Below are 18,529 nucleotides of genomic sequence, written 5' to 3' on the forward strand. Positions count from 1 at the left end.
GGTCAGATGTCCGGGGCGGCGAGGTGGAGCGGGCAGGCGCAGTCGAGGGCTTCTTCGGGGGCGCCGGCGAAGCCCCATCTGCCGGCGGTTCCGCTGTCGTGTAAGCGCATGAGCTTGACGCCCTCGCTGTCGGCCAGCTCGCCGTCGACGTAGGCGAAGGCCCCGCGGTTACGGACGTGCAGCCGCTTCAACTGCGGCCAGGCGGTGCGGGCGTGCTGGTCCGAGGACGGCGGGCGACCGCGCGTCCGGCACTGCCCGGTCTGTGGGATTCGGTTGAAGCCTGGGCCGAGTCCGAAGGCGGTGTGCGGACTACATAGTTAGTCGGCCTCGGCGGCCGTGTCGTGCACGCGCACCCGCGCCGACGGTGACCAATCCGACGCCGAACAGCACCCGCCACCGGAGGGACGTGCAGCGGTGCGATGGAGGACGTCGGGGTCGCCGTTGAGGTCGGGGAGGTCGTCGGGACCCCGTTCGTGGGTGGCCGCCTCCACCACGGACGTCTCTGTGAACGGCAGTGCGCAGCAGGTCGTCCACGTGCCGGTCGCGGTGAGCAAGTTGTGCGCAACGGTGACGGCCGGGGCGATCCGCAGACGCACTGCGTGCCGCGACCGTGCGGTTGTCGGGCCCGCGTCCCCTGCGCGGTGTGGGGGCGCGGGCCCGCCCGTGTGCCGAGGCGGCCCCTGACCGGGTGCGCGGCGCGTGAACGGAAATCGGCCGACGGGTGGCTGACCAAGGAGTGCTGCCGCCGCGGGCGGACTCCTCGCATCCTAGTTCGGGCTGGAGAACACCGCACGCTTCCACGCCGGCGGCACGCCCTTCAAGAACGCATCGGCGGATCGAGGCCCTGACCTGCCGCTCCCGTGACCTCTGCCGAACCCCACGGCGTCCGGCGCCGGAGGTGCGGGTTACACTCCGGCGCGCATCGCGCGAGTCCGGCCGCGGAGAGGGGCAGGCATTTTGTCGACACATGAGTCTCCGGACTCCGAGTGGCAGCGGCTGTGGAGCCACCGGGAGGCGCTACTGAAAGTGGCACGGAGCCGGTCCGCGAGCCCGGAGGACGCCGAGGACGCAGTGCAGGAGGCGATGGTCCGCGCGGCGGAGAACCCGAACGTGGACCGTGACCGCCTCGGCGCCTGGCTGACGTCCGTGACGGTACGGCTCTGTGTGGACCGCCACCGCCAGCTCCGCCGCGACGAGGCGGTGAGCGCCCGCGCCCACACCGTGCTGACCTCCGCCCCCTCCGGCTCTCCGGAAGACACGGTCTGCGACCGCGCCGAGGCCAGGTGGCTCGCCCTCCAGAGCCGCTCCCTGCCCCGGCGCCAGGCGGAGGCACTGAAGCTCAAAGCCCAGAACCTGGACGTCGCGCAGGTCGCGCGGCACATGGGGCTCACATACAAGGCCACGGAGTCGCTGCTGGGCCGCGCCCGGCAGACCCTGCGGGCGGTGCTGGCCTCCACGCTGGCTCTTGTCCTCGGCCTGTGGCGCGGACGCCCCCGCACCAACGGCGGCACGTCGGCCGCCGCACCCGCCACCACACTGGTGTCCGCCGGGGCCGCGGTGGTGCTCGCCGGTCTGGTGCTCGTCACGCCCGCCGAGGCGGAGCGGCCGGCCATGCCCGAGAGCCCGCTGTCGGGGCCCGCCGACTCCGTGTCCTCGTCCGGTCTCGGGTACGAGGACCAAGGCGCGGAACCGGGCGCGATTCCCGGTACGCCGGTCATCGAGACCCGTCTCGTCACACCGGCGGGCGCGGGGGTGACCCCCAGCGCCGTACCAGCGACGCCGATGACCGGCACCACCCCGCCAACCGGCGCGACGGAACCCACCGGCCCGTCCCTCCCCGCGACCCCGGCGGCCGACCTCCCGACGCTGCTGGAGCCCCCCGCCACGACACTCCCGCCGCTCCCCGGCGTCCCGGCGCTGCTTCCTCCCGTCGAGGCTTCCGTCCCGCCCCTGCCCGGTACAGCGGTTCCGGCCGCGATGACGCCCTGACTTCATGCAAACCCACGCTGCCACCCACCAGCAGAGCGCCAAAAAGTTTCGCGCTGTCCGCGAGGGATCGCCCACCCCTCCCCGTAGAGCAGGTGACACCACCGCCGGGCCCCAGCCCGGCGGGGACGTAATCACCAGCGGAGAGTCACTTGCACAGCACCAAGGACAGCGGACGGCGCCGCCGCCGCGGCGGGTCTCTGCTCGCGCTGTCGGCCGCCTTCGTCTGCGCTCTCACCGTGGGCGCGCAGCCCGCGCAGGCCGTGGGCGAGACGAGCCTCGGCCGGCGCTTCAACGACGGGCTGGACACCCGGCTCAGCGCGACCGCGTTCCGCGACGCGGCCCGCACGATCGGCTACACGGGCACGAGTTACACCTCCGGCCGCAGCGCCGACAACGCCTGGGCGGACGGCATGGACGCGGGCGTCTTCGCGCTGTTCGGGCACGCGAACGGCGGCATCTTCCAGACCGACGAGGGCACCACGGACGACCTGGACGCGATACTGGCCGCGGGCCGTACGTACGACGTCGCGCCGATCTACGAGAATCTGCGGTTCTTCACCGAGTACCTGCCGTACACCGACATGGACGACATGCGGCTGCTCGTGCTCGCGGGCTGCGACACCGCGCAGACGGGCCAGCTCGGGAACTTCAACGACGTCGCCGTCTCGCGCGGCATCGACTCGGTCATCAGCTTCTCGGACCTGGTGATGTACCCGGCGACCACCTCCGGCACCCTGCCGAGCGCGACGAACTACTCGGGCAACTACTTCTGGAGCCGGTTCTCGTACCACGCCACCACTGGCGTGAGCGTGAGCACCGCACTGTCCCGGGCACGCTCGGACCTCGTGGCCAAGGAAGGCTCGGCGGGCGGCTGGGACAAGTACGTAGTGCGGGGCGCCGCCGCCAATCCCGGTGCCGTGAAACTCAAGCCGGCCGCGGAGGGGGAACCGTTCAACAGCCAGCCGGTAGCCACGCCGACGTTCTCGTCGCCCGCCTCCCTGACGCCCGTCTCCACCACCTCGGCCGAGGGCCCGTCAGGCGAACCGCTCACGACGGTGCACACCGCCGAGGGCGTCGAGTACCGGACCGACGCCGACGGTTCGCTGTACGACCTCGTCGGTGTCCCGTCGACGAGCGGTGAGCAGTCGCTGGACGCGGCCGAGGTCCGGGCCGCCGCCGAGGAGTTCGTCGGCCGCAACGTCCCCGGCTGGAGCGCGGACTGGGAGCTGGTCGCCGAGGAGTCCGTGAGCCATATCGCGGGCGACGCCGTGACGCTGCTGCGCTGGCGCCCGACCGAGGCCGGGCACCCGGGAGCGCGCGAGGTGACCGTCGAGGTCGACCGCCGCACCGGCGCCGTGACCTATCTGTCCGCCGCGCGGGGCACCGCGGGAACTGCGGGCTTCGTGGTCACCGCCGAGGAGGCCGTCGCCGCGGCCCGCGCCGCGATCGGCGACGACCACGGCACCGCGACCGCGACCCCCGACACCTGGGACACCTCGCGCTGGACGGTCACCGTCGACCGCGGCCTCACAGGCCGCCCGGGCGCCGAGACCCCGGACGTGGAGCGCGTCACGGTCGACGCCCGCAGCGGCGCCGTCCTTTCCCGTACGGCGACCTGATCCGTACGGCGACTTGATCCCGTACCTCAAGGGCGCTGTCCCTACACACGGTTCACCGATCCCCGTACGACGAGCCCTCCCGTACCGGTGGCTCACCCCGTGCCCCCACGCAATTCCCACGACCCGATCCGTACCCCGTACGCAAAGATCCGGAGCGATACCGAATGACGTTTCGACGTATGAGCCTGTGGGCCACGGCAGCCGTCAGCTGTCTGTCCCTGGCCGTGCTGCCCGCCACGACGGCGGCGGCGCAGACCGAGGAGCCGGCGCCGACGGTCACGGCGACGAGCATTCCGCAGGTGCAGCGGAAGGTGACGCGGCTGCTGTTCACCGTCCCGCAGACCCTCGACGAGCTAAAGGTCTCGCTGGCCGGGCTGAACCCGCTGCTGCTGCGGTACACCGGTGACTTCGGCGGCGGCAGCCAACCCGGCCCGGGCGCCCCGGCCGACCAGGCCATCGAGAACATGCGCGAGGCCGTGACCGAGGAGTACGGCGTGGAGCCGCTGGTGTTCCTCGTCGTGGTCGACGGCGAGGTGCCTGCCGACCGGCTCACCGCCGTCGCCCCGGTGCTGTCCCAGTCCCAGGTCTTCGACTCGGACTCCCCCGCGGTCGAGGAACTGCCGCTCGGCACGCTGGAGCAGGCCGCCACGGCCACCACGGAGCGCGAGCAGCTGCTGGGCCGCCGTGCCGCGGTCCTCGCCGCCGTCGAGGCGAGCCACCAGGAGCCCGCCCCCGCCGACTCCAGCACGACGGAAGAACCCGCGCCCGACGGCCAGGGCGACGTCACCCCGGCCAACATCGGCAACACCTGGGCTCCTGTCTCGGCGGAGATGAGGGCCTACCGCTACTCGGCGAGCTCCAAGCCGCGCCACTTCCGGCACTACATGAGCTGGGGGTCGAGCAGCGACCTCGCCGCCTTCGGTGACGACTTCGGCTACGAGCACAACCTGTCGCTGTACAACTACGACCTGGTGGACATCTTCCCGCGCCCGTACTGCGCGGACAGCGCCTACACCGAGTTCTGGGCGGCCTGGTCGACGGGCTTCAAGTGGAACGCCGTCGACTACGGCTGGAACTACCCGAGTGCCGCTGCCGCGTACTGGGACTGGGACGACACCACCGACTCGTGCCAGAAGCTCGACTTCTCCGTCGGCGTCGGCTACCCGAAGAAGCTGGCCGCGGGCGTCACGTACAACTTCTGGATCCACGCCGAGAAGGGTGCCAAGTCCGCCTCCCCCTACGGCCTCGCGGGCCAGAAGCTCAGCAACGACTGCAACGACGCGGGTATGGACCCGGGCAGCTCCTGCATGGGCCTGAACTACACGCGGGCCGGCTCGCTCACCGAGCTGATGGTGAACAGCAGCCGTGGCTGGACGGTGCCGAGCTGCGCGAAATGGGTCCGCGGCGGCTCCCCGACCGCGTCGTCCAACGGCACCGGAACCTGCCCCGCCAACAGCTGACCGCCGCAAGGAGGATGCGCGTATGACCGCACACCACCAGCAGGGCCGACCGGCCCATGACGGAAACCGCACCCTGCGCACGGTGGGTCTGACGGCGGCGCTCGGACTCGCCGTCCTGGCGGCCGTGATGTTCTTCGTCGCCGATGCCGTCGCCACCAAGAAGTGCCTCGACACCGGTTACGGACTGGCCGACAGGATCAGCATGACCGAGGAGGGCTGCGAGCTGACGGTACGGGCCGCCGACGGCACCACACGCAGCGCCGTCGTGCCCACCCTCAGCGAGCCGCTGGCGACGGCGGCGCTGGCCACGGCGGTCGGGAGTGCTGTGGCTCCCGTCGTCTGCCTGTGGCTGGCGACCCGCCGCCAGCGCTGACCGGCTGGCTTGGCGGCCGTGGCACAGCGCGTCGCGCCACCAAAGCGCTGCTGGAGCGAGAGCCGGGTGGACTGCGGAGGTGTGGGCATCGCAGCCATCCTGCCCGACGGGCCGGGAAGCGGACGCGGCAGGCTACGGCCTGCCGCCATCCACTTCTCCCGATCGGCCCTCGCCCCATGCCCGTTGCCCCGGCCCGCCCGATAGCCCCGACCGCCGCCGAGCGCGAGCGGCTGGAGAAGATGGCCTACGGCCACAGGATCGAGCATCGGATGCGCCTGCGCGCGCAGATCGTCCTGCACGCGGCGCGTGGGTTCCAACGCGCGCATCGTCCGTGAGACAGGCCTGCACCTGGACACCGTCCGCACCTGGCGGGGCCGGTTCGCCGAGCATGGCCTGCCGGGCCTGGATGACCGCGAGCGCACCGGCCGCCCGCGCACGTTCACCGCACTGCAGACCGCCCAGGTCACCGCGCCGGCCTGCGGCTGCCCGCTGAGACCGGGGTACCGCTGCCCCGCTGGTCGTGCCCGGAGTTGGCCCGCGAGGCCATGGAACGGGGCATCGTCACGTTCGTGTCGGCCTCCACCGTGCGCCGCTGGCTGGCCGCGGACGCGATCAAGCCCTGGCAGCACCGTTCGTGGATCTTCATCACCGATCCCGACTTCTGCACCAAGGCCGCCCGCGTCCTGGACCGGTACGCCCGCACCTGGCAGGGCCGACCGCTGGGCGAGGACGAGTACGTCATCAGCGCGGATGAGAAGACCTCCGTCCAGGCCCGCTGCCGCTGCCATCCCACCCTCGCCCCCGGCCAGGCCCGCGCGATGCGCGTCAACCACACCTACGGCCGCGGCGGCGCCCTGGCCTACCTGGCCGCCTACGACGTCCACCGCGCGAAGGTGTTCGGCCGCACCGAGCCGCGCACCGGCATCGCCCCGTTCATGAACCTGGTCGCCCAGGTCATGCGCACCGAGCCGTACGCCAAGCGCCAAGCGGGTGTTCTGGATCGTGGACAACGGCTCCTCCCGTCGCGGCGGGGCCGCATCGGAACGGTTGACCGCCGCCTTCCCCAACGCGGTGCTGGTCCACACCCCGGTACACGCCTCCTGGCTGAACCAGGTGGAGATCTACTTCTCCCCCTTCCAGCGCAAAGTCGTCTCGCCCAACGACTTCACCGACCTGGCCCAAGTCGCGGACTGGCTCCGAGCCTTCGAAGACCGCTACAACGCCACGGCACAGCCGTTCCAGTGGAAGTTCACCACCTCCGACCTGGACGATCTGCTGGCCAGACTCGACCGGCACACCGCCCATCACCACGCAGAATCCTCCGTCGCCCTGGCGGCATGATCAACCCCCGTAAGACTTCCGGAGCCGACCACTACTGAGGTTTCGTTAGTTCTGTGGGGTTGGCGGGTGGATGGTCAGGCCGGTGTGGGTGAGGAAGGACCATGGCAGATGCTGGCTCTGGTTGATGCGGCGGATGCCTTGTTCGGTGGCGTCGGCGACATCGGCGAGGTGGTTGCCGGCAAGGTTGGCGAGTTCGCGTTTCTTGAGCGATGACCACAGCAGTTCCACCGGGTTGAGCTCGGGAGCGTAAGCGGGTAATCGCTCGAGGGTGAGCCAGTTCTGTTCGGCGACCCAGGCGCGCATGGCCCGGCTCCAGTGGGCGGACAGGCCGTCCCAGACCAGGACCACCCGCTCTCCGCGATAGAACGCTTTGAGCTGTTCCAGGACCTCGATGAGAGCGGTGGTGTCGTAGCTGCCGGGCTTGAGGTGGAAACACAGACGGGGCCCGCGGTCGGGGTCGGTGGCGTGATAGCCGAGAGCCGCTGCCATCGAGGCGCGCTTCCAGTTGAGCCGATGCCGCAGGAGCGGAGTACGGCCGCGGGGTGCGTAAGTGCGGCGGATCTGAGGCAACAACGAGACGCCTGATTCGTCGAGGAACACGATCCAGGCACGTGTGTTCACCGCCCTTTTTTGCTACGCGGCCACTCGTGCGCGATCCAGCGGGCGATCTCAGACTCGTCCCGCTCCACCGCCCGACGTTCCGGGCGCTGCAGACTCCACCCCAGCCGACCGGTCAGCAGACGCCAGATCGATGCACGCGACAGAACCACCCCCGTCACCCGCTCGACGACCATGCCGACCCGCTCCAGCGTCCACAGATCGGCCTCGAAGCCGTGCGCCTGGGCGCCTTGCTCCAGCGCTGTCCGCACCCGCTCGACCTGGGCGTCGTCCAGCTTGGGCGGGCGACCGGTGGCCAGGCGTCGTCGCAAGGCGTCAGTGCCGGCCTTCTCCCACACCCGTTTCCACCGCCGCACACTCTCGTCGCTGACCCCCAGCATCAGTGCGATCTCGACATTCGAACGTTCTTGCTCGAACAACTCGGCCGCCCGTACACGCCGGGCCTCGGCCAACTGCGGTCGCGTCAAGGGAGGAACGGCAGGCCCGGAGACAACAGGCGAAGGCTTGAAAGACACGACAACAGACTCCCACCAACAAGCCCGCCACGCCCACAGAACTAACGAAAACCTCAGTAGGCGTCCGTTCCCGCTACGCGTCCCTGAACACATCCCGCACGAAGGCGTTGGCGAACGTCCCCGCCGGGTCCAGCTCCCGTGCCAGCGCCCGGAAATCGCCGAGCCGCGGATACAGCCCCCGCAGCACGGACGCCGGGACGGTGAACACCTTCCCCCAGTGCGGTCGGGCCCCGAAGGGCTCCAGCGCCTCCTCGACCCGCCGCACCACCGGCAGCACCGCCGCCGTGTCCTCGACCCAGGTGAAATGAGCCGCCACGGTGTCCCGGCTGTAGGAGGGGCTCAGCCACTGGTCGTCGCCGGCGACCGTGCGCACCTCGCAGGTCTGGAGGACGGGGGCGATGGTCTCCCGGATCGCGTCGAGCGCGTGCAGCATCTCGACGGCGTGCCCGCGCGGCAGCAGATACTCCGACTGCAACTCCGCCCCGCTGCTCGGGACGAACTCCGCCCGGAAGTGCGGCAGCCGCTCGTGCCACGGCCCCGGGACACCGAACTGCTCGGTGCAGTTGACCGCGGGCATACCCGGCACGGGGTGCATCTTCTCGGTGGCGGGAGCGGCCCAGGGGAAGGCGGGCAGCGGCTGGTCGGAGCGCCGCTTGAGCCACACCTGCCTGAAGCCCGGCGCGCGCCAGTCGGTGAAGAGGCTGACGCTGTACGCCGTCGCCATCACCGTCTCGATCGTCCCGGAGTCCAGCCCCCGGAAGGGCAGTTCGGTGAACACATGCTGCTCCACCTCGTACGCCGGCTCCAGGTCGAGGGTGAGGGCGGTGACGACCCCGAGTGCGCCGAGCGAGGTGACGGCCCCGCCGAACCGCTCCTCGTCCCGGCCTATGGTCACCGTCGAGCCGTCCGCCGTGACCAGCTCGACCTCACGCACGGCCGTCGAGAGCGGGCCGTTGAGCACTCCCGAGCCGTGGGTGCCGGTCGCGACCGACCCGGCCACCGAGATGTGCGGCAGCGACGCCATGTTGGGCAGGGCGAGGCCCTGCCCGTGCACCCGGCGGGCCAGCTCCGCGTAGCGCACGCCGCCGCCGACCCGGACCGTGCGGGCCGCCGTGTCGACGTCCACCTCCGGGGGCAGGTCCGCCAGCGACAGCAGGACGCCCTCGGCGCCCGGCTCGGCGATCTCGTTGAACGAGTGTCCGCTGCCCAGCACCCGCACCCGGCCGCTGTCCGCGACGAGCGCGCGCAGCGCGGTGAGCGAGTCCGGCCGGTGCAGTTCCTTGGCCGCGTAGGTGATGTTCCCCGCCCAGTTGGTCACGGTCCCGTTCATCGCGTCGTCCTTCCCGAGACAGCGGGGACCGGGAAAGCCCCCGCCGGAACCTACCCCGGCCCCGCAGTCCATTGCCGCCGCGGCCCGGACCGGCCTACCGTGGAGACGTCGTAGAGAGCGGTTTCTACCTGTGTTCCGGGGAGCCGTTCCGTTCCGCGTGTCCCCGAGCCGGAAGGTCACTTCCTTGAGCCAGCGCCCCCAGGCACTGTTCGCCATGACCCCCGAGAACGTGCCGCAGGTGTTCCCGCCCGAGGTGCTGGCACGGCTGCGGGAGTCGGTGGACATCGATCCGGCGCTCGTGGCGCGGGACTTCGCCGACCCGGGCGTACGCGACGCGCTGGCCCGGACCGAGATCCTGGTGACCGGCTGGGGCTGCCCCCGGCTCGACGAGGCGGTCCTCGACGCGGCTCCCCGGCTGCGTGCCGTGCTGCACTCGGCCGGCTCCGTGAAGTCCTTCGCCACCCCCGGGATCTGGCGGCGGGGCATCGCCGTCTCCTCGGCCGCCGCCGCCAACGCATTGCCGGTCGCCGAGTACACCCTCGCCATGATCCTGCTCGCCGGGAAGGACGTCCTCGCCGCCCGCGACCGGATGCGCGCCACCCGCACCTCCTCCGGCTGGGGCGTCGTCCCCGGCATCGGCAACTACGGCCGCCGCGTCGGAGTCATCGGCGCCTCCCGCATCGGCCGCCGCGTCCTCGAACTGCTCCGCCCCTTCGACCTGCGGCCCGCCCTCACCGACCCGTACGTCGACGAGCGGGAGGCCGCCGCGCTCGGCGTCCCCCTGCTGCCGCTGGACGCGCTGCTGCGCACGTCCGACATCGTCACCGTCCACGCCCCCGAGACGCCCGAGACCCACCACATGATCGGCCGCCGCGAGCTGGCCCTGATGCCCGACGGGGCGGTACTGATCAACACCGCGCGCGGCGCCCTGGTCGACCACGACGCCCTCGTGACGGAACTGCGCGCCGGGCGCCTGACCGCGATCCTCGACGTCACCGACCCCGAGCCGCTCCCCACCGACTCCCCCCTCTACGACCTGCCCGAGGCCTTCGTCACCCCGCACCTCGCGGGCTCCCAGGGCAATGAACTGGCCCGCCTCGGGCTGACGGTCGCGGAGGAGGCTGAACGGCTGCTGGCCGGGGAGAAACCGGCGTACGGGGTCGACCTGGCGGAACTGGAGCGCGCGGCATGAACCTCGGCAAGGAAGCCTCCTCGGTCCGGAACGGACGACGCTTGGATGGGAACGAATGGTCGTACACCGAATGTGTGACCTTCACGTCAAGCGCCCGTTGTGGGTGACGAGGGCATCTTCAAGGGGCTGAGTGGGCGGGAAGTTCAGGCGGCGGTCCGGCTGCGTTGTACAGGCCTACAGGTTCGCCCTCGATCCGAACGTCGGGCAGGAGCGGGCGGTGCGCTCGCACTGTGGTGCCGCCCGCGCCGCCTGCAACTGGGCCGTGCCCTGGGTGACCGCTTCCTGGTGGCAGGGCAGAGCCGAAGCCACCTACGGCATCAGCGAGGAGGAGCTGACACCGTGGCGGTCCTGGTTGCTGCCCGCGCTGTCCAGGGAATTCAACCGGATCAAAACGACCGATCCGAAGTACGCCGACTGGTGGAAAGAGAATTCCGAGGAAGCCTGCAAATCCGGACTGGCCAACGGCCGCCGCATTCGACAACTACGTCAAATCGAAGCAGGGCAAGCGCAAAGGCCCCATGATGGGTATCCCGCGCCTGAAGGCGAAACGCAAGGCGCGCCTGGCCTGCCGGTTCACCACTGGCGCGATCCGCGTCGAGCCGGACGGTCGGCATGTCACCTTGCCTCGGCTGGGGACGGTCCGCAGCCATGAACCCACTACCAAACTTCTTACGCGCTTCCGGGCTGGGACTGCGCGCATCATCGCCGCGACCGTCCGGTATGAACACGGGCGTTGGTTCGTCGCCTTCCAGGTCGAGACCATCCGGGAGATCGCCCGCGTCGCCCGGCCGGATGCGGTGGTAGGTGTCGATCTCGGGGTGAAGCACCTCGCGGTCCTTGCCGACAGCACCGGGATGGTCCGCTACGAACCCAACCCGAACCACCTGGACGGCGTGCTCAAGCTCCTTCGGTTCCATTCCCGTCGCGTCTCACGGCGACAGGTACCCGACCGGAGCATCGGCCGAGGCGGGCGGGCAGGTGGCGCAACCCTGCCGCACCAGCGACAGCAAGAAGCGGGAGATCGTCGTCAGGACACCGAAGCCCTCCGCTTTGGTGACACCGTCACGAACCTTTTCGGTAGAAATGCCGAGATTGCTGAGAGGCGCTGTAAAACAGTTCCTCAGCAACGGATACCGTGAGGAGTCGTACATACGATCCAGAAGGAGAGTCGGGATGGGCAGCGGCAGCCGTACCGCGCTGGTCGAGGATCTGATGGAGCGATTCCCGCACGTCCCGCGGGAGGCCGTCTTCAAGGAGGACCTGCTCCGCGGCGGTGTGGCCTTCGACCCGTCCGCGCTCAGCGACAACGAGGGCGGTGAGGTCAAGCCGAAGTCGTACTTCATCTTCTCCTTCGACCACGGCACCCTGCCCGAGCTGGGCGAGGCCGCGCTGCGCCGGCCGCCGGAGGAGATCATCCTCACCGGCGGCCCGTACGACCTGCGCCGGACCGTCGTCTCGGTGCGCGTGAACCCGGCCTCGCCGTACCGCGTCGCCGCGGGCGAGGACGGTGTGCTCGGCCTCTACCTCGACGGCAAGCGGATCTCCGACGTCGGCGTGCCGCCGATGCCCGAGTACTACCGGCACACCCTCGCGAGCGGGAAGTCGGTCATGGAGGTGGCCCCGACCATCCAGTGGGGCTACCTGATCTACCTGACCGTCTTCCGGGTCTGCCAGTACTTCGGCGCCAAGGAGGAGTGCCAGTACTGCGACATCAACCACAACTGGCGCCAGCACAAGGCCGCCGGGCGCCCGTACACCGGCGTGAAGGACGTCGAGGAGGTCCTTGAGGCCCTGGAGATCATCGACCGCTACGACACGGCGAAGGCCTCCACCGCCTACACCCTCACCGGCGGCGCCATCACCAAGACGGTCGCGGGCCGCGACGAGGCCGACTTCTACGGCCACTACGCCAAGGCCATCGAGGAGCGCTTCCCCGGCCGCTGGATCGGCAAGGTCGTGGCCCAGGCGCTGCCGCGCGACGACGTCCAGCGCTTCAAGGACTACGGCGTGCAGATTTACCACCCCAACTACGAGGTGTGGGACGAGTACCTGTTCAAGATGTACTGCCCAGGCAAGGAGCGGTACGTCGGCCGAGACGAGTGGCACAAGCGCATCCTCGACTCGGCGGACGTCTTCGGCGCGCGCAACGTCATCCCCAACTTCGTGGCGGGCGTGGAGATGGCCGAGCCGTTCGGCTTCACCACGGTCGACGAGGCCATCGCCTCCACCACCGAGGGCCTGCGCTTCTTCATGTCGCACGGCATCACGCCCCGCTTCACCACCTGGTGCCCGGAGCCCACGACACCCCTCGGCAAGGCCAACCCCCAGGGCGCGCCCCTGGAGTACCACATCCGCCTGCTCCAGGCGTACCGGCAGACCATGGAGGACTTCGGCCTCTCCTCGCCCCCCGGCTACGGTCCCCCCGGCGCCGGCCGCGCGGTCTTCTCGGTCAGCTCCTTCATGGACAGCCTCCCGGCGGACGAACCCACCGCTGTTTGATAACGCTTCGATGACGTCGTCCATCATTGCGGTACGGCGTTGAGTCACAGGGCGGTTGTGCCCGTACGGCATACCGACACCGGAGCCGTGGGGGCACGCCGCCCTGTCCTGATATCTGAACAGGGCGCTTGTCAGTTGTGTGGGCGGCGTGAAAAGCTCTTGCCCTGCCTCGAGGTTCCCCCAACTCCGTTGCCAATACGGTGAGTTGACCTCGCTTGTGGATGCAGGAGACCCATGCCCGACCTGCCGACCCCTCAGGACGCCGCCGAGGCCGCGCTGTTCTCCGAGTGCTGGGACGCGGTCCTCGCGTACGCCGACCTGTGCACGTCCGGCTCGACCGCCGCCGCGCAACTGGGCCGTGAGGCGTTCGCGCACGGCACGCGTGAGGCCCGCGCGGCCGAAACCGGCCCGGTGCGCAGCGCCGGCCGCCGCGCGGCCCGGTTGCCCCGGATACCCCTGCTGCTGACCGCCGTACGCACCACGGCCGCGGCGTGGGAAGAGGAGGGGCAGGGCCACAAACTCGACCCCGACCTGCGCCTGTGGCTCAACTCGGACAAGGCCGCCCGCTACACCGGCCCGCCCCTGACGCGCCCGCTCGCGCTGCGCGGCCTGCGCGACCTCCAGCAGGCCGACGCGGAACTGCTGTGGCTGGCCGAGGTGGAGGCGCTGCCGCTGCCCGTGGCCGCCCGCCGCCTGGGCCTCGACCCGGCCACCGCCGCCGACGAACTCCAGCAGGTGCGCACCCTGTTCCGGGACCGCTGCCACCGCAACCACCTCGACACACCCATGGACGCCCAGTGCCGCAGCTACGCCCGGCTGCTGGACGCCGTCACCCGCTCCTCCGCCGCCGACGCCCCGGGCGACCTCTCCCGGCACCTCGCCACCTGCGTCCAGTGCGCCGAGGCCGCCGCCTGTCTGCGCCTGCACGGCGGCGGACTGCCCGGGGCCCTGGCCGGCGGGGTGATCGGCTGGGGCGGCCTCGCCTACCTGGAGCGCCGCCGCCGCGCCGCCGAGGTACGGCTCGGCGCGGGCCGGCCCGGCCGGGCGGACAAGGCGACCGGCGAACCGGAGGACGGGGAGCAGAAGGCGCGCGTCGCCCGCAGCGGCCTCCTCGTCGCCGCCGTCCTGGTCTCCGTCCTCGCGCTCGGCGTCTCGATGATGCCGTTCGGCGGCTCCGGCGACGACCTCGGGGCACGCGGCGACGCAGGCCGTCAGCCGGTGGCCGACCCCAACCCCGAGCCGCCCCTGCCGTCCGGCCCCACCCTGCCTCCCGCGACCTCGAAGCCGGCCGACAACGCCACCGAGGACACGAGTAAGCCGGAGAAGCCCGGCAAGCCGGAGGGCAGAAACCGCCACACCGAACCGCAGGGCACCTCCTCTCCCACGGAAGACGACGAGAGCGAGGATCCCACCTGCCGGGTCGAGTACGACCTGGTCAACCAGTGGCCCGACGGCTTCCAGGCCACCGTCACCGTCACCAGCAGCAAGGCCCTCGACTCCTGGCGCGTGTCCTGGTCCTTCCGCGACGGCCAGTACGTCGGCCAGATGTGGGACGCCTCCGTCTCCCAGGAGGGCTCCCGTGTCACCGCCACCGCCGCCGACTACAACAAGTCGGTCCCCGCGGGCGGCGACCTGGCCTTCGGCTTCCTCGCCTCCTGGCACGGCAAGAACTCCCCGCCGTACGACTTCACGCTGAACGGCCAGGGTTGCGCGAAAAGCAGTTGACGCGACGGAGCCGTGACGGGATACCGTGACGGCGGTTCCACGAAGTGCCGAGGGATCACGAGAGTCGAGGATCGAGGAGGTGTTGACCGATGGCTGTCATCGCGATGGGCGCTGCCCGCATCCAGTCCATCAAGTCCACCTCCGTGGCCGCCGGCTGATCCGACCGACTGTCGGGCCGGGGGCCGACCTGGGAAGGGTCACCCTTGACTTCCAGCTCTGCTTCACCCGTTTCCTCCGCGCTCGCTCCCTACGGCTGGGACGACGCGTGGGCGGACGAGTTCGCCCCCTACGACACCGAAGGACTGCTGCCCGGACGCGTGGTCCGGGTCGACCGCGGGCAGTGCGACGTCGTCACCGCCGACGGGGTGCTGCGGGCCGACACCGCGTTCGTCACCCCGCACGACCCGATGCGGGTCGTCTGCACCGGCGACTGGGTCGCCGTCGAACCCGGCGGGAACCCGCGCTACGTCCGCGCGTACCTGCCGCGCCGCACCGCGTTCGTCCGCTCCACCTCCTCCAAGCGGTCCGAGGGGCAGATCCTCGCGGCCAACGTCGACCACGCCATCGTCGCCGTGCCCCTCGCCGTCGAGCTCGACCTCGGCCGCATCGAACGGTTCCTCGCACTCGCCTGGGAGTCCGGAGCCCAGCCCGTCGTCGTCCTCACCAAGGCCGACCTCGTGCCGGACGCCGTCACCGTCGCCCACCTCGTCCAGGACGTGGAGACCAGCGCGCCCGGCGTGCCGGTCGTGCCGGTCAGTGCCCGTGAGGGGGACGGGCTGGACGTGGTCGCGGCGATCGTCGGCGGTGGTACGTCCGTGCTGCTCGGGCAGTCCGGCGCGGGCAAGTCGACCCTCGCCAACGCGCTGGTCGGCGAGGACGTCATGACGGTTCAGGCCACCCGGGACGTCGACGGCAAGGGCCGCCACACCACGACCACCCGCAATCTGCTCGCCCTGCCCGGCGGGGGCGTCCTGATCGACACACCAGGACTGCGGGGCGTCGGGCTCTGGGACGCCGAGGGCGGCGTCGGGCAGGTGTTCTCCGAGATCGAGGAACTGGCCGAGCGCTGCCGCTTCCACGACTGCGCCCACGAAGCCGAGCCGGGGTGTGCCGTGCTGGCCGCCGTCGAGGACGGTGACCTGCCCGAGCGGCGGCTGCACAGCTACCGCAAGCTCCTGCGGGAGAACCAGCGCATCGTCGCCAAGACGGACGCCCGGCTCCGGGCGGAGATCCGCAAGGACTGGAAGCGGAAGGGCGCCATCGGAAAGGCCGCGATGGAGGCGAAGCGCGGACCGCACTGGCGTTCGTAGCCGCCCGGTGCCCGGAGTGCCGTGTCCGATTTCCGCCAGCGGCATCCCCGTCGACGGCGGAGACTGGGCAGCGTGAGGGACGAAGACACAAGGGACGAAGACACCGAAGACACGGGGGAGGACCCCAGGTACGAAGCCGTGCGCAGTCGTGACGGGCGTTTCGACGGTGCCTTCTTCTTCGCCGTCGAGACGACCGGCATCTACTGTCGGCCCAGCTGCCCCGCGGTCACCCCGAAGCGGGCCAACGTACGGTTCTTCGCCACGGCCGCCGCCGCGCAGGGCTCGGGCTTCCGGGCCTGCCGGCGGTGCCGCCCGGACGCCGTGCCCGGCTCCGCCGAGTGGAACGTCCGCGCGGACGTGGTGGGCCGGGCCATGCGGCTGATCGCCGACGGCGTGGTCGACCGGGAGGGCGTCGCCGGGCTCGCCGGACGGCTCGGCTACAGCTCCCGGCAGGTGCAGCGGCAGCTCACCGCGGAGCTCGGCGCCGGGCCGGTCGCCCTCGCCCGGGCCCAGCGGGCCCACACCGCGCGCGTCCTCGTGCAGACCACCGATCTGCCGATCACCGAGATCGCGTTCGCGTCGGGCTTCGCCAGCGTGCGGCAGTTCAACGACACCATCCGGGCCGTGTACGCGTCGACCCCGAGCGAGCTGCGCGCCGCCGCCGCACCGAAGAGCGGCCGGGCCCGTCGTACGGCCACCCCGAACGCCGGGATCCCGCTACGGCTCGCCCACCGCGGCCCCTACCAGGCCGGCCCCGTCTTCGACCTGCTGGAACGCGAGGCCGTGCCCGGCATCGAAGAGGTCGGCGGCCCGCCCGGCGCGCGCACCTACCGGCGCACGCTCCGCCTCCCGTACGGCACCGGCATCGTCGCCGTCGACGAACGCCCCGGCACCGCCCGGACCGGGTCCGGCGCCCACCCGGGCGGCTGGCTCGACGCCCGGTTGCACCTCACCGACCCCCGCGACCTCACCACCGCCGTGCAGCGGCTGCGGAGGCAGTTCGACCTCGACGCCGATCCCTACGCCGTCGACGAGCGCCTCGGCGCCGACCCGGGGCTCGCACCCCTGGTCGCCGCCCGTCCCGGCCTGCGCTCGCCGGGCACCGCCGACCCGGAGGAGCTCGCGGTCCGCGCGCTGGTCGGCCGGGCGGAGGCGGAGCGACTCGTGCGGCGCTACGGCAAGGCCCTGGACGCCCCCTGCGGCAGTCTCACCCACCTCTTCCCCAGCCGGCCGTCCTGGCCGGCGCGGAACCCGGCGGCACCCTCGGCGCGCTCACCGCCGCCCTCGCCGACCACGCCGTACGCCTGGACCCCGGCGCCGACCGGGACGACGCGCAGGACGCCCTGCGTGCCGTGCCCGGCCTGGACGCCCGCACCATCGCCGAGATCCGCACGCGCGCCCTCGGCGACCCGGACGTGGCCCCACCCGGCGCCGACGTCCCCGACAGCTGGCGCCCCTGGCGCTCGTACGCCCTGAACCACCTGCGCGCAGCGGGGAAATGGGAGTTGTGATGACCTCGACGTACTGGACGAACGTGGCCTCCCCGCTCGGGCCGCTGCTCCTCACCGCCGCCCCGGACGGCGCGCTGACCTCGCTGTCCGTGCCCGGGCAGAAGGGCGGACGCGAGGTGCGGGACGTCTGGCGGCAGGACCGGGGGCCCTTCCGTGAGGCCGAGGAACAGCTCGCCGCCTACTTCGCCGGGGAACTGAAGGAGTTCCGGCTGACGTGGCGCACCGACGGCTCCGTCTTCCGGGAGAAGGTCTGGGCCGTGCTGGACGACATCCCGTACGGCTCGACCGTGACCTACGGCGAGATCGCCGCGCGCATCGGAGCGCCCAGAGCGGCCGTGCGGGCCGTCGGCGGGGCGATCGGCGCCAATCCGCTGCTGGTCGTCCGCCCGTGCCACCGGGTGATCGGGGCCGACGGGACACTGACCGGGTATGCGGGAGGCCTGGAGCGCAAGGTACGGCTGCTGACGCACGAGGGTGTCCTCTAGGAGCCGACAACGACCCCCACCCAGGCCGCCGCGATCAGCTGGCAGGTGAACAGTTCCGTCAGCACGCTGGAGCCGCCCGAGCGCATCGCCGTGCGCAGGGCCGCGACGGCTTCGGCGTGCCGGCCGAGGCGGAGGCGTTCGGCGAGGTAGATGCCGGCCAGGAAGCCGGGGACAGCGCCGAGCACGGGGATCAGTACGAAGCCGAGGGTGGATCCCGCTCCGGCGTAGGCCAGCATGCGGTGGGTGGCTCCGCTTCCGCCCAGTCGCCGGGGTGGCAGGGCCCAGCGCACGCCCTGGGAGACGAACATCAGGGCCGTGGCTCCCACCAGGACCCACCAGGCGACGGGCTGCGGATCCTTCAGCGCCCACCACATGACCGCGGCCCACACCAGCAGCGACCCCGGCACCGCGGGCAGCAGCACTCCGTACAGACCGAGCAGGATGACCAGCCCGACCAGCAGGAGGTCCCACACTCCCATCTCACCAGCCTGCCGGAACACGGGAGAAGGTGCAGGTCAGAAGCGTGGTCGTGGTCAAGACCCGCAGGTCAGCCGGTCGTGGC

General features: G+C 71.4%; 18 protein-coding genes and 3 pseudogenes. 14 read left to right on the top strand and 7 right to left on the bottom strand.

The window, feature by feature from the left end:
* Positions 1 to 2: 2 nt before the first annotated feature.
* Positions 3 to 191, bottom strand: coding sequence for a hypothetical protein (locus V8690_RS34095; RefSeq protein ID WP_338783925.1), 189 nt, complete (start codon positions 189 to 191; stop codon positions 3 to 5).
* Positions 192 to 317: 126 nt separating this feature from the next.
* Positions 318 to 554 (bottom strand): hypothetical protein, encoded by a 237-nt coding sequence (locus V8690_RS34100; RefSeq protein WP_338783927.1) that lies wholly within the window; start codon positions 552 to 554, stop codon positions 318 to 320.
* 403 nt (positions 555 to 957) lie between these two features.
* Between V8690_RS34100 and V8690_RS34105 the strand changes: the two genes are divergently transcribed.
* From V8690_RS34105 to V8690_RS34125, 5 genes and pseudogenes are all read left to right on the top strand, one after another.
* The gene (locus tag V8690_RS34105; protein WP_338783928.1) at positions 958 to 1,989 is read left to right on the top strand and encodes a sigma-70 family RNA polymerase sigma factor; all 1,032 of its coding nucleotides are present in this window, start codon (positions 958 to 960) and stop codon (positions 1,987 to 1,989) included.
* Between the two features lie 149 nt (positions 1,990 to 2,138).
* Positions 2,139 to 3,608: a PepSY domain-containing protein gene (locus V8690_RS34110; RefSeq protein WP_338783929.1), complete on the top strand. Its 1,470-nt coding sequence runs from the start codon at positions 2,139 to 2,141 to the stop codon at positions 3,606 to 3,608.
* Between the two features lie 179 nt (positions 3,609 to 3,787).
* Positions 3,788 to 5,068 (top strand): hypothetical protein, encoded by a 1,281-nt coding sequence (locus tag V8690_RS34115; protein WP_338783930.1) that lies wholly within the window; start codon positions 3,788 to 3,790, stop codon positions 5,066 to 5,068.
* 22 nt (positions 5,069 to 5,090) lie between these two features.
* Positions 5,091 to 5,441 (top strand): hypothetical protein, encoded by a 351-nt coding sequence (locus V8690_RS34120; protein WP_338783931.1) that lies wholly within the window; start codon positions 5,091 to 5,093, stop codon positions 5,439 to 5,441.
* A gap of 306 nt (positions 5,442 to 5,747) precedes the next feature.
* A pseudogene (locus tag V8690_RS34125) lies at positions 5,748 to 5,888 on the top strand (helix-turn-helix domain-containing protein); the annotation flags it as partial.
* A gap of 16 nt (positions 5,889 to 5,904) precedes the next feature.
* Here the strand turns inward: V8690_RS34125 and V8690_RS34130 are convergent.
* Complete coding sequence (locus V8690_RS34130) at positions 5,905 to 6,270, bottom strand: hypothetical protein (RefSeq protein WP_338785683.1); 366 nt, start codon at positions 6,268 to 6,270, stop codon at positions 5,905 to 5,907.
* Positions 6,271 to 6,431: 161 nt separating this feature from the next.
* On the opposite strand from V8690_RS34130, the gene V8690_RS34135 reads away from it, so the two are divergent.
* Complete coding sequence (locus V8690_RS34135) at positions 6,432 to 6,782, top strand: hypothetical protein (protein WP_338783932.1); 351 nt, start codon at positions 6,432 to 6,434, stop codon at positions 6,780 to 6,782.
* Positions 6,783 to 6,827: 45 nt separating this feature from the next.
* Here V8690_RS34135 and V8690_RS34140 read toward each other — a convergent pair whose 3' ends face one another.
* The 3 genes from V8690_RS34140 to V8690_RS34150 form a co-directional block, all read right to left on the bottom strand.
* The gene (locus tag V8690_RS34140; RefSeq protein WP_338783933.1) at positions 6,828 to 7,403 is read right to left on the bottom strand and encodes an IS630 family transposase; all 576 of its coding nucleotides are present in this window, start codon (positions 7,401 to 7,403) and stop codon (positions 6,828 to 6,830) included.
* Positions 7,400 to 7,867: a winged helix-turn-helix domain-containing protein gene (locus V8690_RS34145; RefSeq protein WP_338783934.1), complete on the bottom strand. Its 468-nt coding sequence runs from the start codon at positions 7,865 to 7,867 to the stop codon at positions 7,400 to 7,402. Before V8690_RS34145 ends, V8690_RS34140 begins: the two co-directional genes overlap by 4 nt.
* 121 nt (positions 7,868 to 7,988) lie before the next feature.
* Positions 7,989 to 9,245, bottom strand: a complete 1,257-nt coding sequence (locus V8690_RS34150) for a D-arabinono-1,4-lactone oxidase (RefSeq protein WP_338783935.1) — start codon at positions 9,243 to 9,245, stop codon at positions 7,989 to 7,991.
* Between the two features lie 184 nt (positions 9,246 to 9,429).
* Between V8690_RS34150 and V8690_RS34155 the strand changes: the two genes are divergently transcribed.
* From V8690_RS34155 to V8690_RS34190, 8 genes and pseudogenes are all read left to right on the top strand, one after another.
* Positions 9,430 to 10,437: a hydroxyacid dehydrogenase gene (locus tag V8690_RS34155; RefSeq protein WP_338783936.1), complete on the top strand. Its 1,008-nt coding sequence runs from the start codon at positions 9,430 to 9,432 to the stop codon at positions 10,435 to 10,437.
* 130 nt (positions 10,438 to 10,567) lie between these two features.
* A pseudogene (locus V8690_RS34160) lies at positions 10,568 to 10,656 on the top strand (hypothetical protein); the annotation flags it as partial.
* Positions 10,657 to 10,955: 299 nt separating this feature from the next.
* On the top strand, positions 10,956 to 11,576 hold the full coding sequence (locus V8690_RS34165; protein WP_338783937.1) for a transposase: 621 nt from the start codon (positions 10,956 to 10,958) through the stop codon (positions 11,574 to 11,576).
* 34 nt (positions 11,577 to 11,610) lie between these two features.
* A complete protein-coding gene (locus V8690_RS34170; protein ID WP_338783938.1) occupies positions 11,611 to 12,936 on the top strand; it encodes a radical SAM protein in 1,326 nt (441 codons plus the stop codon).
* A gap of 234 nt (positions 12,937 to 13,170) precedes the next feature.
* Positions 13,171 to 14,661, top strand: coding sequence for a cellulose-binding domain-containing protein (locus tag V8690_RS34175; RefSeq protein WP_338783939.1), 1,491 nt, complete (start codon positions 13,171 to 13,173; stop codon positions 14,659 to 14,661).
* Between the two features lie 203 nt (positions 14,662 to 14,864).
* Entirely contained in the window at positions 14,865 to 15,971 is a 1,107-nt protein-coding gene (gene rsgA / locus V8690_RS34180) for a ribosome small subunit-dependent GTPase A (protein WP_338783940.1), read from the top strand.
* Positions 15,972 to 16,043: 72 nt separating this feature from the next.
* Positions 16,044 to 17,482, top strand: a pseudogene (locus V8690_RS34185) (AlkA N-terminal domain-containing protein).
* The gene (locus V8690_RS34190; RefSeq protein ID WP_338783941.1) at positions 17,482 to 17,967 is read left to right on the top strand and encodes a methylated-DNA--[protein]-cysteine S-methyltransferase; all 486 of its coding nucleotides are present in this window, start codon (positions 17,482 to 17,484) and stop codon (positions 17,965 to 17,967) included. The pseudogene V8690_RS34185 and the gene V8690_RS34190 overlap by 1 nt, the downstream one beginning before the upstream one ends.
* Here the strand turns inward: V8690_RS34190 and V8690_RS34195 are convergent.
* Entirely contained in the window at positions 17,964 to 18,446 is a 483-nt protein-coding gene (locus tag V8690_RS34195; RefSeq protein WP_338783942.1) for a DUF456 domain-containing protein, read from the bottom strand. The two genes, V8690_RS34190 and V8690_RS34195, sit on opposite strands and share 4 nt — an antisense overlap.
* Between the last annotated feature and the right edge of the window lie 83 nt (positions 18,447 to 18,529).

Source organism: Streptomyces sp. DG1A-41, assembly GCF_037055355.1.
Lineage (GTDB): Bacteria > Actinomycetota > Actinomycetes > Streptomycetales > Streptomycetaceae > Streptomyces.

Coding starts and splice junctions, on each gene's coding strand:
- V8690_RS34115 (WP_338783930.1), top strand. CDS start 3,788: ATGAGCCTGTGGGCCACGGCAGCCGTCAGCTGTCTGTCCCTGGCCGTG.
- V8690_RS34120 (WP_338783931.1), top strand. CDS start 5,091: ATGACCGCACACCACCAGCAGGGCCGACCGGCCCATGACGGAAACCGC.
- V8690_RS34150 (WP_338783935.1), bottom strand. CDS start 9,245: ATGAACGGGACCGTGACCAACTGGGCGGGGAACATCACCTACGCGGCC.
- V8690_RS34165 (WP_338783937.1), top strand. CDS start 10,956: ATGATGGGTATCCCGCGCCTGAAGGCGAAACGCAAGGCGCGCCTGGCC.
- V8690_RS34170 (WP_338783938.1), top strand. CDS start 11,611: ATGGGCAGCGGCAGCCGTACCGCGCTGGTCGAGGATCTGATGGAGCGA.
- V8690_RS34175 (WP_338783939.1), top strand. CDS start 13,171: ATGCCCGACCTGCCGACCCCTCAGGACGCCGCCGAGGCCGCGCTGTTC.
- V8690_RS34190 (WP_338783941.1), top strand. CDS start 17,482: ATGACCTCGACGTACTGGACGAACGTGGCCTCCCCGCTCGGGCCGCTG.
- V8690_RS34195 (WP_338783942.1), bottom strand. CDS start 18,446: ATGGGAGTGTGGGACCTCCTGCTGGTCGGGCTGGTCATCCTGCTCGGT.